Raw genomic sequence first — 13,099 nt, 5'->3', positions numbered from 1 at the left:
TAGCCTACATCGTCGGTACGTACCGTCTCCGATCCACTACCTCCTATGACAGGTTTGCCGTCAGTACGGCCAGCGCCACAACTTCACCGATTTCACAGAGCGCACCATAGGTGTCGCCGGTGAGACCGCCCAGATCGCGTACCCACCAGCTTGCCAGCAGATGCGCAACTCCTAACACGAATACAGCAGCCACGATTCCGGTGATACCGGCGACAAGCCATGCCGCACCGAGCATCATAGCCGAAGACAACCACAGATCTTGTTGACGTACTTGCGCGTTAAAGGTCCGGCCCAGTCCACCTTCGCGGGCAGCGGGAAAGCGATAGATCCCATAGCAATCGGCCCATCGCCCTAGCATCGGGGCCAACAGCAACGCCGGCCACACGTTTGTCGCTTCTGTGATGAGTGCTACTTTGAACATAATCAGTACGATCAGCGCTAATGCACCCATCGCCCCGATCCGACTATCTTTCATGATTTCGAGTTTACGTTCACGCGACCGCCAACTCATCACCGCATCGAAGGTGTCACTCAGACCATCGAGATGGAGACCACCGGTAATGATGCCCCAGATCGCCATCACCATCACTGCCGCCGTTAGATCACCCCACAGTGGGCGGACTATGCGATCGGTAGCTACCAGCGCACCGCCAATGACCAATCCGACTATCGGAAACCACGGGATGGCCCGTACCACACTCTGTTCATTCATTGGCGGTATGCCGGGTAGGGGGATAATGGTCAAAAAGCGGATCGCTTCGATGAAGCCATTGACCGAGCGGACCGGCATTTCGTTCATAGAAAGCTCCATGCGCTAGCGTATCGGTGGTACGTTGTTAACCATGCGGATAATGATCGATGAGCCGTATATGTCAAGGGCAGTCAGGCTGCCCAGATCGATCCGCCAACGCCAATGTTCGGCTACCGGTGTCTGACAACAGAAACAGAGTACCAATTGGATAGGGGTAGCATGAGTGATAACGATCACTCGTTCGCCGACATAGTGTGAGCGTAGTTCGTGCCAGGCTTCACCAACGCGAGTCGCTACGTCGGCCAGACTCTCGCCACCGGTCGGTTTGCCGTTGATCCCATCGGTCCAGCGCGCTTGGGCATCGCCGGGAAAGCGTTGAAGTACCTCACGGTACGTTAATCCTTCCCATTGTCCCTGATCGATCTCGCGCCAACGCGGGTCTTCGGCGATAGCAATCGATGGGCGGTGTTTGGTGATGGCAACCGCCAGCGCGCGGGTGCGTTCGGTCGGACTAACGATGGCGTGGGTGAATGGCAATGCTCGCAAGCGACAGACGACAGCTTCGTGCTGTCGCTGACCGTAGGTAGTCAGCGGGCTGTCACCGTGACCTAGATAGCGACGGGCGCGATTGGCAACGGTTTGGCCGTGGCGAACAAGCCAAATGCTGGTGCGCATAAGTAAGCTCTTCCAGGTCGGTACGGTTAGGTAGATGACGAGATCGTGCTACCCCAACTACACCATCTGCACCCGTTCATCTGTGTGATCAAGTGGCACCCCTTCGTCTGAGCGTCACGACGATTGCTCCGAGCAAGAGGGCTACTAATGCTACAAAACCCCACCACTGGCTGCTATCGCCTGAAGTAGTCGATGTCTCTTGAGAAACTCCGCCTGCCGGCAGCACAGTTGCAGTTGCCGATGGTACGGGCGTGGACGTGGGCATGACCGGTGCCGTCGCAGTTGCCGATGGTGATGGTACGGGCGTGGACGTGGGCATGACCGGTGCCGTCGCGGTTGGCGGTGGTGTCAGCGTTGGCCCGACAGTTGCCTTCGCGGTCGGTTTGGGCGTAACCGTCGGTGCTGTCGTCGAGTCTGCTACCGTCTCCCGCAGACAAACGTCGGCGAAGGTAAGATCGGGTGGAACGGCCCCACCACTGGTGTCACCTGGACCCCATGCCCAACCATGTAAATCACCATCACCGACCCGCACATTACTCGCACCGAGGTTAGAATAGCGCCACCCATCTTGATCACGCAGGTAAAAAGCCCAGTAAACTACTCGACCCTGCTCGCGGGCACAGAAGCAGCTTGTAGCCGGGTAGTCACACCCTTCGTCCCCGATTTTGCAAACCGCAGCGCCAATCCTGCTCTGCTGACTAATCACCGGCAAGCCACTGCGTTCAAGGAGTTCGAGACCGCTGATACTCGGTTCGCTAAACGTCACGCATGCTGTAAAGACTTCACCGTTACCAAAGCGAACTACTATCCCGGCGCGGTTGACCGCCGGTTGCGCGGCGGCTACGCCGGAGAGGAGGGCGACGGCGAACAAAATCAACAGAAATCGCAGTGATCGCATAGGTAACTGGTAAGAGCTTTCGGTCACAAATTCATACTTGGGCCGATGTGCGTCGCAGCGCTACCCCGGCAACCAGTAATCCCAACCCGCCGACAACCAACAACGGTAGGGGTATAATCGGTTCGCCACCGGTGCGTGGTAACGTGCCGGCAGGTGCGATCAAGCTCTGCGCGGTCGGGATCGTCGTGGTTGCGACCGGCAACGTCCGACGGGCCAGCGCCGGAATGGCTTGATAGGTGGCAAGTGCGTTGTCGTCGGGCATTGCATCTTGATAGCGGAACGCGCCACTACTATTCTGAAATGCGGCTAAAGCGCTCAACGGAGTGGCATCACCTTGCTTCCACGCTGCGTCGTTCGGGTTTTCGCCCAGTGCAAGAATGGCCTGAACGACCGCTGCTGTCGAATTGGCGTCACTGGCGTTACCGAACGCCGACGTTTGTGAGTAGGGGAACCCACCATCGGGGTTTTGCTGACCGCGCAGATAGGATCGTGCTGCCGTCAGTGCATCGGCGGTGCGGGCATAGCCACTCAATGCCATCACCGCCAGGCTCGTGGTGTTGGTGTCGCTGCCGGTTGCTGCTGCCCCATCAAAGCTCCAACCACCGTCGCGCAATTGCAACGCGATCAACCGATTGATGGCGGCTGCCGGTGGTTCAACCCCCATCGCTTTGATGGCGAGCAATGCCAAGGCGTGCCCGTAGACATCACTCCCGTATTGGCCGGTTGCCGGATCGTAGAAGGTGCCGAGTTGATGGGCTAAATTCACGCCACCGAAGGTGAGTGGATCGCGCTGGGCGGCGACGGCAGCCAAAATGACCTTCGCAGTCGCGCCGGCCGAAGAGGTTCCATACGTGGCCGCTTGTCCGGCGAGATAGGTAACGGCGTTCGCCGGTGGTTGTTGCCCGCCGGCGACAAAGGCAACGATTGCATCGGCGGTATCACCGGGACCAAAACCGGCAAAACTGCCATCAGCTTGTTGTTGACCGGCAACCCATGTTAATGCCGCCTCAATGGCGTTGGTCTGGGCAATTACCGGTTGCCAGACGACGAGACTCACAATGAGTGTGACGAGCAGGGCATATATGCGGCGCATAGCAAATCATGTCCTTTCGTTGCAGATCGAACCTACCCTTCCATCTCACGCGCAGATCACGCCCGTTGATCGCAACAAAATACCCTCCACGCCGTGTGGAGGGTGTGAATCGACGAAGGCAAGAATGCATGCCAATCTTGCGACCGCCTCACTCCCTTACCAACGCGGGTGTGATAGCGAACGAGTAGGGACGGGCATTCTGGCTCGTCGCCAATGGCGACCTACAGTAGCGTGGACTGCGCCGGCCTTTGACCGGACTTCCCCCAATTAAGCCCTTCGCTTCCTCCGGGCTCCCTACCGGCGGGGTGATACACACCCCGCAGTTGCTTATATTCAATTGTGGCAATAGTACCACACATGCATCTGTTCGTCAACGACGAATAGATATTGTTGTGAATTTGCAAGTCTAAATAAACTGTATATTACCGTTATCAACAATAAGTGTTCGATAATTGCTTGCTATTAGGTGTTTTCCCAAAATATACTCAGCGCAGTTGCGTCAAGACATCGGCTAACACGGCAATGGCCCGTCCATACTCGGATAACACGATATGTTCGTCGGGAGTGTGATCGAGTCGTGAATCACCCGGTCCATAGGCAACAATTGGACATTGCCACACCGGTCCGACGACGTTCATATCGGCGGTACCGGTTTTATGCAGAAAGGCCGGTTGACCACCATGTTGCCGGATGGCGCGGACAAAAGCGCCGGCGAGTGGCGTGGTGCGTGAGCTTTGAAATGCGGGACATGCACCTTCAAAAGAGATGTCGGCTGAGCCGGCCAAGTGACGGAGAGTCTCGGCGAGTACTGTTGGGTCAAGACCGGGTGGTAAACGTAGGCCGATGGTTGCTTCTACCCATTCCGTTATTCCATCGCTACCGCTGCTCACCCGGCGCAGTGAGGGGATGAGTTGATCGAACAATCGCTCACGTCCGGCATTGACCGTTTGGCAATAGTTCTCAACTGCACGCCAGAAGTCGACCATCACTTCCGGCGCAGCTCGTTGTTCACCGGCGCTATGCGCTGCCGGTTGGTGGTAGTGGTAGTGAGCGAGTAACCGTCCCTTATAACCGAGCGTAACCCGATCCCAGCCGCTCGGTTCCCCAATGATGCAAAAATCGGGACGGTAACGATCGCGGGCTGCATGTGCCCCACGTGAACTGGCTGCCTCTTCTTCGGTAGCGCCGATAATGATTAAGCGACAACGTAAGGTTCCGGCTAACTCGGCTTGCCGTGCCGCCCACACAAATGTTGCCAACGGCCCTTTGGCATCGACCGCTCCTCGTCCATACAGCTTATCGTCGACGATCCGTACCGGTATCTCGCCGGGTACAGTGTCGATGTGTCCGAGGAGTACGACCAATGGCCCGTCTGTTCCCACACACCCAACTGCACTGCCCGACTCATCGACGAAAGCTTCCCAGCCAAACGCCGCCATTTGCTCGACCATGACCTGCACTGCTGCCGCTTCTTGTCCGGAGACCGACGGTGTGCGTAATAGTCGCATCAGAAACTCGATTGCGTCATTCATACCACCTCCTGACCGGTGTTTTGTAACCTGTGAGGCAAGTGTGTATCCTCAGTTCCTATAGTAGCAGGAACTGTTTGTAAATATCAAAATCCCCCTCACCGCTACCGGTGAAGGGGTTATACGACTACGCAGTTGGTTCGCTGTCACTTAGCGTTTGCCGTATATGACACGGCTCAGCGAAATTAAAATGACCGCGCCAATCGTAGCGACTACTATACTGCCGAAAAAACCGGCATTCCCGCTAATACCGAGCAGACCGAAGATGAAACCACCCACAAATGCTCCGATCAAACCGAGTACAAGATCGCTGACCAACCCACGCGAGCTGCCCGTGACCTTTCCGGCCAGCCAACCGGCAATAAGCCCGACTAAAAGCCATGCGATGATACCGCCGGGATCGAGCGTCATCACTTATCCTCCTTCTTGTCGTCTTGCATTGGCAACTCTGATGACTCATACAACCACACTATAGCATGGCCCGGCACTGTAAGGCAATTGGCTGTTGCATCAATTGTTCTGATTCAAACCTCCCATCGTCCGGTCAGTTCGGCGACTTGCGCGTAGCGTGCGTATACGTCGGCCAATACATCTTCATCAACAACCTGCGCGTTCCGATATACCTGCTTGTCGAGCATACGGTTGGGATCACCACCCGGCCAGATCCGCCACGAATCGTTATCGATTACATCGGCGACCAGCAATGTACCGTCGCTTGCCCGACCAAACTCGATCTTGAGATCGACGAGCGTTACGTCAAGTGTTGCCCATGCTGCTTCGAGCGTCGTAAACACCTCTTGTCCGGTCGTTATCATCTGTTCGACTTCAGCGGGCGTGGCGATGCCTTGAGTTACTATCTCGTCGGGTGTGATCTGCGGGTCGTGACGTGCGTCGTCTTTCAGAAAAAACTCGACCAATGGCGGATCAAACCGTTGTCCGGCAGCTTCCGGGTGGCGGCGCAGATACGATCCTGCCGGTACGCGACGCATAACCACTTCGAGTGGAATCATGACACAGCGCCGCACTACCGTCAGCGTCGGTTCCGGCGCATCTACGAAGTGGGTAGCAATTCCAGCCCGGTTGAGTAAGCGAAAGACGTTCGCCGTCGTTTGCCCTGCCAAGGCTCCTTTACCGGCGATCACGTGTCGGCGAGCACCATCGCCGGCGGTAATGCCGTCTTTGTGAAAGAGGATCGCGAGATCGGGATCGGTTGGGTGAGCGTAGACGATCTTTGTTTTGCCTTCGCTAAGGACGTGACCAAGCTCCATCATCGTCTCTCTTTCCTCTGAATGTTCAGATGTTATCCGTCGACCAAGCGCACTGTTGGTGTGGCCGTTACTCTACCGACCAGTTGTGCTTCGGCAACGACCTTTTGAGCGGCGGCAACCGACTCGACGGGGATGATCACCAGCATGCCTAACCCCATATTGAGTGCGTGAAACGCCTCGTGCTCGGCGAGTCCACCGACTTCTACAAGCAGCTGACAGATCGGAGGAACGGTCCAACTATCGCGCACGATTTCTGCGCCCATTCCTTTGGGAAGCACACGGGGGAGATTGTCGTAAATCCCGCCGCCGGTGATGTGACAGAGAGCTTTCACCGGGACAACTGCGCGCAGTGCGTTCACTTCAGAGAGATAACAGCGGTGAATAGCCAGGAGCGCCTCGCCGATGGTTTGTCCGCCGAGCAATGACGGACGCGCGTGGTAGCCTTCGGTAGCGAAGTGTTGGGCGACGATCCGACGGGCCAGGGAGTAGCCATTGGTATGTAGACCGGTGCTAGGGAGGGCCAAGATCGCATCTCCGACAGTCACATCAGGGCGCGGCAAGAGATCGGCCCGTTCGACCACACCGACAATTGTACCGGCCAGATCGAAGGCACCGGGTGCGTAGACATCGGGCATTTCAGCCGTTTCACCACCGATCAGCGCACAACCGACGGCGCGACATCCTTCAGCCACACCGTTGACAATAGCTGCGATCTGGACTGGATCAAGCTTGGCGACGGCAATGTAATCAAGAAAGAAGAGGGGTCGCGCACCCTGCACCAAAATATCGTTTACGGCATGGTTGACTAAATCCTGCCCAACCGTATCGTAGCGTTCTAAAGCAGCGGCGACTAAGGTTTTGGTCCCGACACCATCGGTGCTGCTCACGAGCACCGGGGCCTGCATACCGGCGAGAGCGAGTGCGGCATCAAAACAACCACCGAACGCTCCCATTCCGGCTAAGACGGCCGGCCCATGGGTGCTGCGCACGGCGGTAGTCATAAGTTCTTTGGCCCGGGTGGCGGCGGCAATATCAACTCCGGCGGCACTATATTTCATGATCGCTCCTCACTAAGGCGAGCGCTGAGCCGCGCAAACGCCTCGCTTTCGGCTTGGAAGACATGTTGTACTTGAACGGTTGTAATGCTACTAGCGCTAATGCTGCGCAGATAATCGATGGCCGGTAACAATTCCTCTTGTGGCACGACAATATTGACGGCGTACCAACCACTCGCACCGGCGAACTTGCTCCATACCGGTGCAATCGTTGGCCCCTGCAAACCGGCTAGCTCGTGGCGTGCCGTAACCTTGCGTCCCACCTCTTCTACGGAGGTGCCGGGCAGATTGGCCGTCAGCGAATAGAACTGGCGCCCACGTCGGCGCGCTTCGATCAGGTCGCAAAGCTGTCGGACCAATTCGAGTCGGGCCGGATTGCCACGGAGTGAGCGGCGTGAACCGATCAGGATCGCTTGTGATCGGAGGATCGGTCCCCCGACGATTTTGAGTTGATTCTCGCGAATGGCCGTACCGGTTTCGGTAATGTCGGCAATAATGTCGGCATAGCCAAGGCTGGGAGCTGCTTCGGTAGCGCCTTGCGACTCAACCAGCTCGAAGACGTTGATCCCTTGGGTGTAGCAGAACCGCCGCACCGTATTCGGGTATTTCGTTGCGATCCGTAGTCGGCGGCCTTGGGCTTGAAACTCAACCGCGAGATCGGCTAGATCGGCCCACGAGGTGACGTCGATCCAACTTTGCGGCACAGCAAAGACAAGCTCCACCCGCCAGAAGCCAAGATCATCAATGATGATGAGCACATCATTGTCGTCGTCGCCGTACTGTTCGTGCAACAAGTCGTAGCCGGTGATACCAAGATCAATTGCTCCTTCGGCTACTTTGGCGACAATATCGGCAGGGCGGTGGAGCAAGACCTCGGTGTTGGGCAGGCCGCGGAGGATAGCCGTATACTGGCGCGGGTTGGCACGGGTGACACGCAAACCGCAACTTTCAAGTAAAGCAATGGTGGCATCGTACCCGGAACCCTTTGAGGGAATGGCAAAGCGCAGCGTCATGGTATCGACCTCTGATACTGTACACGGCGTTGTTGGTAGAGTGCGGTTACTGCGGCGACATTCTGCCGTGTGTAAACGTCATGCACGGCGGTGGCTAACCGTTCGCCGGCTAGCACGAGCACTTGTTGACCAAGCGATGGACTGGCGAGATCGCGGACATTCCGTTCGTCGTTGGTGTCAAGTTGATGCAAGTTGACCAGCGTTGGTCGAATTGCCAGCAAGAGCGATGTTTCCCAGAGTGCACCGCGGTCTTGCATCGTGGTATCGACCAGTTCGAGGGGGGATACGGCGAGTGTGAGCAGATGGTGCTGACGTAGCATCGCTTCAGCGGTTTCGATCAACATCAGATCAACCTCGGCGTTGTCGGGGAAGCCGATTACAACGGCTATTTGAAACCCTTGATCGGCGATCGATTGCAGCCGTGCCGTTAGCAATTGGCGAAACAGAGGTATATCTAGGCTAGGATCGCGCCACAAAACGGGATACAGCACGCCGCCTAGACGGTGCATTGCTCGTTCAGCCACAGTTTCGGCGATCAAGCCGGCGGCGCCTTGGGCGAGATGCAACCCGCGCGCTACCAACGTTGCCCATGGCAACCATGCAATGGGGTACTTCTGCACGAGCTGTTGTTGCTGGAGCGGCAGCAGCTCGGTGTAACGCCCCCATGCTAGTGTTGTACTCATAGCCCCTCTCCTAGCTCAGCAAGGGTAATGCGCCGCTCAGTACGGGTCGCTAAATCGCGCCACACGACATACTCCCCTTCGCGTTCGGCAGCTCCGGCGATCACCGCTGCGGCGAAGCCACGGCGCGTGGCATCACGCAAGTTGTCTTTGATGCTGCGTTTGCGCACATCGAGCACGACTGTATGACCACTCATTCGCAGGAGGTTGGCAACCAGCACGGCATACGGGTAGTCTTCATCACTCACGGCGGCCACCAAGACGGTGGGCGGATCGGTTGGCTCTGGGGGTGTTGCGGCTGCAACCACCCGCTCCAGTCCATAGGCAAAACCTACCGCCGGTACAGATTGCCGCCCACCGAGTGCGCCGACCAGATCATCGTAGCGCCCGCCACCGCAGAGTTGATTACCTTCGCTGTCGTAGACTTCAAAGATCAAGCCGGTGTAGTAATGTAGACCACGGCCCAAGGCACCATCGATGATCACCTGTTGGGGGGATACGCCGTGGGCGATGAGCAGATCGAGGATCGCTTGCAATTCGCGAAACGCTGCTGATTCGGTACCGAGTAAATCGGTAAGGGCCGGCAAGGTGTGGTGCGGCGTACCGGTGATGGCGGCTAAGCGGGCCAATTGTGCCAATGCTGCTTCGACCAACGGTTGTTCATCGGCGCGGCGGAGAGTCCGTAACAGCCGTTGGATAACTTCAGCCGGACTGCGCGTACCGGTGCGTAAATCGATCCCCATTGCGGCTAACACCCGTTCAAGCCAGAGTGCGGCCTGCGCGTCATCAAGCCCGGCCGGCAATTCTAGACCCTCCGGTGGTGTACCAAGATTGGTCAAGACACGCTCGCGTACTGGTGCGAGGCCTTCGGCGCGTAACCGTTCGAGGCTCCAAACCAATAACCCGCGGGTTCGTTCGGGTAAGTCAAACCGGCTGAGCAGCTCGCGGGCCAGCCCAATATGACCGATCCGTACTGTGTAATCGGTTACTCCGGCTGCGTTAAGCCCGGCACAGGCAAGGGCTATCACCTCAGCATCGGCCCGTGGTGGCAGTCCACCGATGATCTCGCCACCGACTTGGGTAAACTGCCGGTAGGTGTGACGTTGAGGCCGTTCGTAGCGGAATACCGGTCCGGCATAGCTCAGCCGCAGCGGGAGCGGTTGGTCTTGCATCCTGGCCACGTAGGCCCGTAGCACCGATGCTGTCCATTCGGGACGCAACGCTAAATCACGCCCACCAAAGCTAAATTCATACACTTTGCCGACGAGATCTTCACCTAATTTGCGCAGATACAATTCACGATGCTCGATGATCGGAGCATCGATCATTTGATAACCAAAGCTGGCTATCGTTCGCTCTAATATCGTTTGTATATGCCGGCTGGTGAGATATTCCGCCGGCATCACGTCTCGCATACCGCGTACAAGATCAACGGTCACAGCTCCTCCTCGGTTGGCCGTTCCTGCGTTTATTGTAACCGATTCAGATATGAACAAGAATTGATTGGCGCGCCGAAGGTCGCAGTCTACCGCTCGGCTTCACTCTACTTTATAACAAGCGGAAGCGCGACGCGCGAAACAACAGTCTTTTGTAGCTCGGTGTGCGTACAACGGCAGGCGAGCTATTCAGCAGGAGGTTACAGTTCGAGCTGGGGGGGAGAGACGTCTTGCCGGCGGAAAGAACACGACCGTGCGCGACATCATTAGGATACGCTCACGTGATCTTCGATCCGCCGACGTCGGTATGCGTTACGGGGGGAGGCAGGCATCGCTGCTACCTCACGGGAGGTCATCGCTTTGCCAAATCGCGCACCGTACTCAGTAGATTGGTCAGATTCCCCGTCTTGGGAACATACGCATCAAACCCTTGGGCGACAAACTCTCCCGGTGTCTTTTCGGTACGTGCGGTATGGGCAATAATCGGGCATGTAATCCCTTGCGCACGCAGATCGCGCAACACCATCAGACCATCGCGGTCGGCCATGCTAATATCAAGGACGATCACATCAGGAGCAAATTCGTGAACTTTTGCCAGTGCTTCAGCACCGCTACTGACCGAGAGCACTTCGTGTCGTCCAACATGACGAAGCACACGTTCAAACATCGAACGGGCTGTATAAACGTCATCGACAAGTAAGACTTTGGCCATCGTTCCAGGCTCCTTCGCTAATCTCATGCCGCCGATGGTAAAACGTAGAGAAGATATCTCGCTGCGCTCGCCATGACCGAGGGTGTTGTGTGCGCTATGACCTCGATCTGCCAGGGTTGCGCTTGGTGTAGCCGGTAGTCGTTGGCATGGTGCGGGTGTGTTGCGACTGAGTAGGTTGTAAGATGTCTCGCTGCGCTCGACATGACCGAGGGTGTTACGCTTGCTATGACCTCGATCTGCCAGGGTTGCGCTTGGTGTAGCCGGTAGTCGTTGGCATGGTGCGGGTGCATTGCGACTGAGTAGGCTGCAAGATGTCTCGCTGCGCTCGACATGACCGAGGGTGTTGCGCTCGCTATGACCGAGGGTGTTGTGTGCGCTATGACCGAGGGTGTTGCGTGCGCTATGACCGAGGGTGTTGCGCTCGCTATGACCGAGGGTGTTGTGTGCGCCATGACCGAATTGCTATTCATCTTGACTCGTCTGAAGTTATGCGTGAGCCATGAGGACTAGATCGAATGCATGGTAGTGAGAAGAAGAAGATGCTCCCTTTGCCCACTTCACTCTCGAGCCACATCCGCCCACCATGCAACTCGACCAACCAGCGGCAGATCGAGAGGCCCAGACCGGTACCAGCGTGATGGCGAGTATCGGCATTTTCTACCTGCTCGAATTGCTGGAAGATCCGTTCTTGATCGGCCGGTGCGATCCCGATCCCGGTATCGCGCACCCAGAGTACCACTTGGTCGGTCTCGGCGCGTGCTCCAACGGCAATCTCTCCCATGTGGGTAAACTTGCACGCATTCGAGACCAGATTGAGGAGCACCTGCCGGATGCGCACCTCATCGGCGAAGACGGTTGGCAATGAGTTATGATACTCACGCCGCAACTGGATCGGACGGTCGCCGACTAACGCTTGCGCCGTGCGGATGGTTTCGTCAAGTAACGGTGGCAAGGCGAGATTCGTGCGATTAAGCTCAAGTTTGCCGGCTTCTATCTTCGCCAGATCGAGAATATCGTTGATCAAACCTAACAAGTGCTGACCACTGCGTCGGATTTCGGCAATATCTTGCAAGATTTGCTCGTCAATTTTGACATCACCGTACATTTCAGGGTGTTCGATCATTGCCGTGCTGAAGCCGATGATAATATTGAGTGGTGTCCGCAGTTCATGCGACATCGTCGCCATAAAGTTCGATTTTGAGCGGTAGGCTGCTTCAGCAGCGGCGCGTGCCTCTTCCAGCTCAAGCGTGGTGCGGTACAGTTGCTCGTTGAGCAAATCCCGTTCGAGCAAAGCGCGCTCAAGCGTGGCCTGCGTCTCGCGCAGTAACTGCTCGCGCCGTTCAGATTTTTGCGCAGTATTAATTGCCCAACTAATGGTGCCACGTACCACATACGCTGCGGCCCAACTCAGCGTTGCAGCGCTGAGCAACAGGATCACGAGAAAGAGAATCTCACCGATCGCGGAAAACCATGTTGGGCGTGGTTGGCCGATGATATCGGCAGCCAGGAGCAAGATGATGTAGAGCAGAATAGCCGCTTGCGTCGCTTGATAGGGTGCGCGCGACGAGACCATAATCCCGGCAGCAAATACCCCCAGTACCGATAGATAGACGAAGTTGTTGTCGGTGAAGCCGAAGGCCGCGCAACTCAGTATCGGTAAGAGGGTCGTTGCTGTGACAATCGTGATGCTAGCCCGCTGCAGTTGACCATGTCGCCGTAGCCGGTCACTGGTTGCAGTTGCCAAGATGAGCAACAGAATGATCGCATATGCCCAGCCATTACCGTCCCAGCGGTTCAGCAACAGAATACCGAGTGCTGCACCGGCCAACGTCGCCAACAAAACGAGCATTGGTGGCAAAAGATCAGCGACGAGACTTTCATCAGGTGTTGCGACGGCGGTGCGGGCGGGAACGATGTTGCGCGCAACCATGATGGGTATCCTTGCTATACGTAGGTGGACGAATGTTCGTTCTTAATATTGTAGCGTGT

At 56.7% G+C, this 13,099-nt stretch carries 13 protein-coding genes and 1 riboswitch; all 13 genes read right to left on the bottom strand.

The window, feature by feature from the left end; translation table 11 throughout:
* Positions 1–43: 43 nt before the first annotated feature.
* On the bottom strand, positions 44–799 hold the full coding sequence (cobS, locus tag ACP5OT_RS00435; RefSeq protein ID WP_424674529.1) for an adenosylcobinamide-GDP ribazoletransferase: 756 nt from the start codon (positions 797–799) through the stop codon (positions 44–46).
* 15 nt (positions 800–814) lie between these two features.
* Positions 815–1,426 (bottom strand): histidine phosphatase family protein, encoded by a 612-nt coding sequence (locus tag ACP5OT_RS00430; protein WP_424674528.1) that lies wholly within the window; start codon positions 1,424–1,426, stop codon positions 815–817.
* Between the two features lie 88 nt (positions 1,427–1,514).
* The gene (locus ACP5OT_RS00425; protein ID WP_428113251.1) at positions 1,515–2,324 is read right to left on the bottom strand and encodes a hypothetical protein; all 810 of its coding nucleotides are present in this window, start codon (positions 2,322–2,324) and stop codon (positions 1,515–1,517) included.
* A 31-nt stretch (positions 2,325–2,355) separates the two neighbouring features.
* Positions 2,356–3,417 carry a cell wall anchor protein gene (locus ACP5OT_RS00420; RefSeq protein WP_428131044.1) on the bottom strand — a complete coding sequence of 354 codons (1,062 nt, stop codon included), beginning with the start codon at positions 3,415–3,417 and terminating at the stop codon, positions 2,356–2,358.
* Positions 3,418–3,588: 171 nt separating this feature from the next.
* A riboswitch (cobalamin riboswitch) is annotated at positions 3,589–3,729 on the bottom strand.
* A 173-nt stretch (positions 3,730–3,902) separates the two neighbouring features.
* On the bottom strand, positions 3,903–4,949 hold the full coding sequence (locus tag ACP5OT_RS00415) for a [LysW]-lysine hydrolase (RefSeq protein ID WP_424676745.1): 1,047 nt from the start codon (positions 4,947–4,949) through the stop codon (positions 3,903–3,905).
* Positions 4,950–5,096: 147 nt separating this feature from the next.
* Positions 5,097–5,357 carry a GlsB/YeaQ/YmgE family stress response membrane protein gene (locus ACP5OT_RS00410; protein ID WP_424676746.1) on the bottom strand — a complete coding sequence of 87 codons (261 nt, stop codon included), beginning with the start codon at positions 5,355–5,357 and terminating at the stop codon, positions 5,097–5,099.
* 113 nt (positions 5,358–5,470) lie between these two features.
* Positions 5,471–6,214: a phosphoribosylaminoimidazolesuccinocarboxamide synthase gene (locus tag ACP5OT_RS00405; protein WP_424676770.1), complete on the bottom strand. Its 744-nt coding sequence runs from the start codon at positions 6,212–6,214 to the stop codon at positions 5,471–5,473.
* Positions 6,215–6,246: 32 nt separating this feature from the next.
* On the bottom strand, positions 6,247–7,272 hold the full coding sequence (gene purM, locus ACP5OT_RS00400) for a phosphoribosylformylglycinamidine cyclo-ligase (protein WP_428131040.1): 1,026 nt from the start codon (positions 7,270–7,272) through the stop codon (positions 6,247–6,249).
* Positions 7,269–8,282 (bottom strand): ATP phosphoribosyltransferase, encoded by a 1,014-nt coding sequence (hisG, locus tag ACP5OT_RS00395; RefSeq protein ID WP_424676748.1) that lies wholly within the window; start codon positions 8,280–8,282, stop codon positions 7,269–7,271. Before hisG ends, purM begins: the two co-directional genes overlap by 4 nt.
* On the bottom strand, positions 8,279–8,965 hold the full coding sequence (locus ACP5OT_RS00390) for a hypothetical protein (RefSeq protein WP_424676749.1): 687 nt from the start codon (positions 8,963–8,965) through the stop codon (positions 8,279–8,281). Before ACP5OT_RS00390 ends, hisG begins: the two co-directional genes overlap by 4 nt.
* Entirely contained in the window at positions 8,962–10,401 is a 1,440-nt protein-coding gene (gene hisZ / locus ACP5OT_RS00385) for an ATP phosphoribosyltransferase regulatory subunit (RefSeq protein WP_424676750.1), read from the bottom strand. Before hisZ ends, ACP5OT_RS00390 begins: the two co-directional genes overlap by 4 nt.
* Positions 10,402–10,750: 349 nt before the next feature.
* Positions 10,751–11,110: a response regulator gene (locus tag ACP5OT_RS00380; RefSeq protein WP_424676751.1), complete on the bottom strand. Its 360-nt coding sequence runs from the start codon at positions 11,108–11,110 to the stop codon at positions 10,751–10,753.
* Positions 11,111–11,576: 466 nt separating this feature from the next.
* Positions 11,577–13,040: a sensor histidine kinase gene (locus tag ACP5OT_RS00375; protein WP_428113627.1), complete on the bottom strand. Its 1,464-nt coding sequence runs from the start codon at positions 13,038–13,040 to the stop codon at positions 11,577–11,579.
* Between the last annotated feature and the right edge of the window lie 59 nt (positions 13,041–13,099).

The organism is Chloroflexus sp., from assembly GCF_049970315.1.
Taxonomy (GTDB): Bacteria; Chloroflexota; Chloroflexia; order Chloroflexales; family Chloroflexaceae; genus Chloroflexus.
This window is presented reverse-complemented; position numbering and strand designations above follow the sequence as displayed.

Excerpts from the sequence above, each read along its gene's own strand:
- ACP5OT_RS00420 (WP_428131044.1), bottom strand. The coding sequence starts at position 3,417 with ATGCGCCGCATATATGCCCTGCTCGTCACACTCATTGTGAGTCTCGTC.
- ACP5OT_RS00405 (WP_424676770.1), bottom strand. The coding sequence starts at position 6,214 with ATGGAGCTTGGTCACGTCCTTAGCGAAGGCAAAACAAAGATCGTCTAC.
- ACP5OT_RS00390 (WP_424676749.1), bottom strand. The coding sequence starts at position 8,965 with ATGAGTACAACACTAGCATGGGGGCGTTACACCGAGCTGCTGCCGCTC.
- purM (WP_428131040.1), bottom strand. The coding sequence starts at position 7,272 with ATGAAATATAGTGCCGCCGGAGTTGATATTGCCGCCGCCACCCGGGCC.
- ACP5OT_RS00375 (WP_428113627.1), bottom strand. The coding sequence starts at position 13,040 with ATGGTTGCGCGCAACATCGTTCCCGCCCGCACCGCCGTCGCAACACCT.
- ACP5OT_RS00410 (WP_424676746.1), bottom strand. The coding sequence starts at position 5,357 with ATGACGCTCGATCCCGGCGGTATCATCGCATGGCTTTTAGTCGGGCTT.
- cobS (WP_424674529.1), bottom strand. The coding sequence starts at position 799 with ATGAACGAAATGCCGGTCCGCTCGGTCAATGGCTTCATCGAAGCGATC.
- ACP5OT_RS00415 (WP_424676745.1), bottom strand. The coding sequence starts at position 4,949 with ATGAATGACGCAATCGAGTTTCTGATGCGACTATTACGCACACCGTCG.
- ACP5OT_RS00425 (WP_428113251.1), bottom strand. The coding sequence starts at position 2,324 with ATGCGATCACTGCGATTTCTGTTGATTTTGTTCGCCGTCGCCCTCCTC.
- hisG (WP_424676748.1), bottom strand. The coding sequence starts at position 8,282 with ATGACGCTGCGCTTTGCCATTCCCTCAAAGGGTTCCGGGTACGATGCC.
- ACP5OT_RS00430 (WP_424674528.1), bottom strand. The coding sequence starts at position 1,426 with ATGCGCACCAGCATTTGGCTTGTTCGCCACGGCCAAACCGTTGCCAAT.
- ACP5OT_RS00380 (WP_424676751.1), bottom strand. The coding sequence starts at position 11,110 with ATGGCCAAAGTCTTACTTGTCGATGACGTTTATACAGCCCGTTCGATG.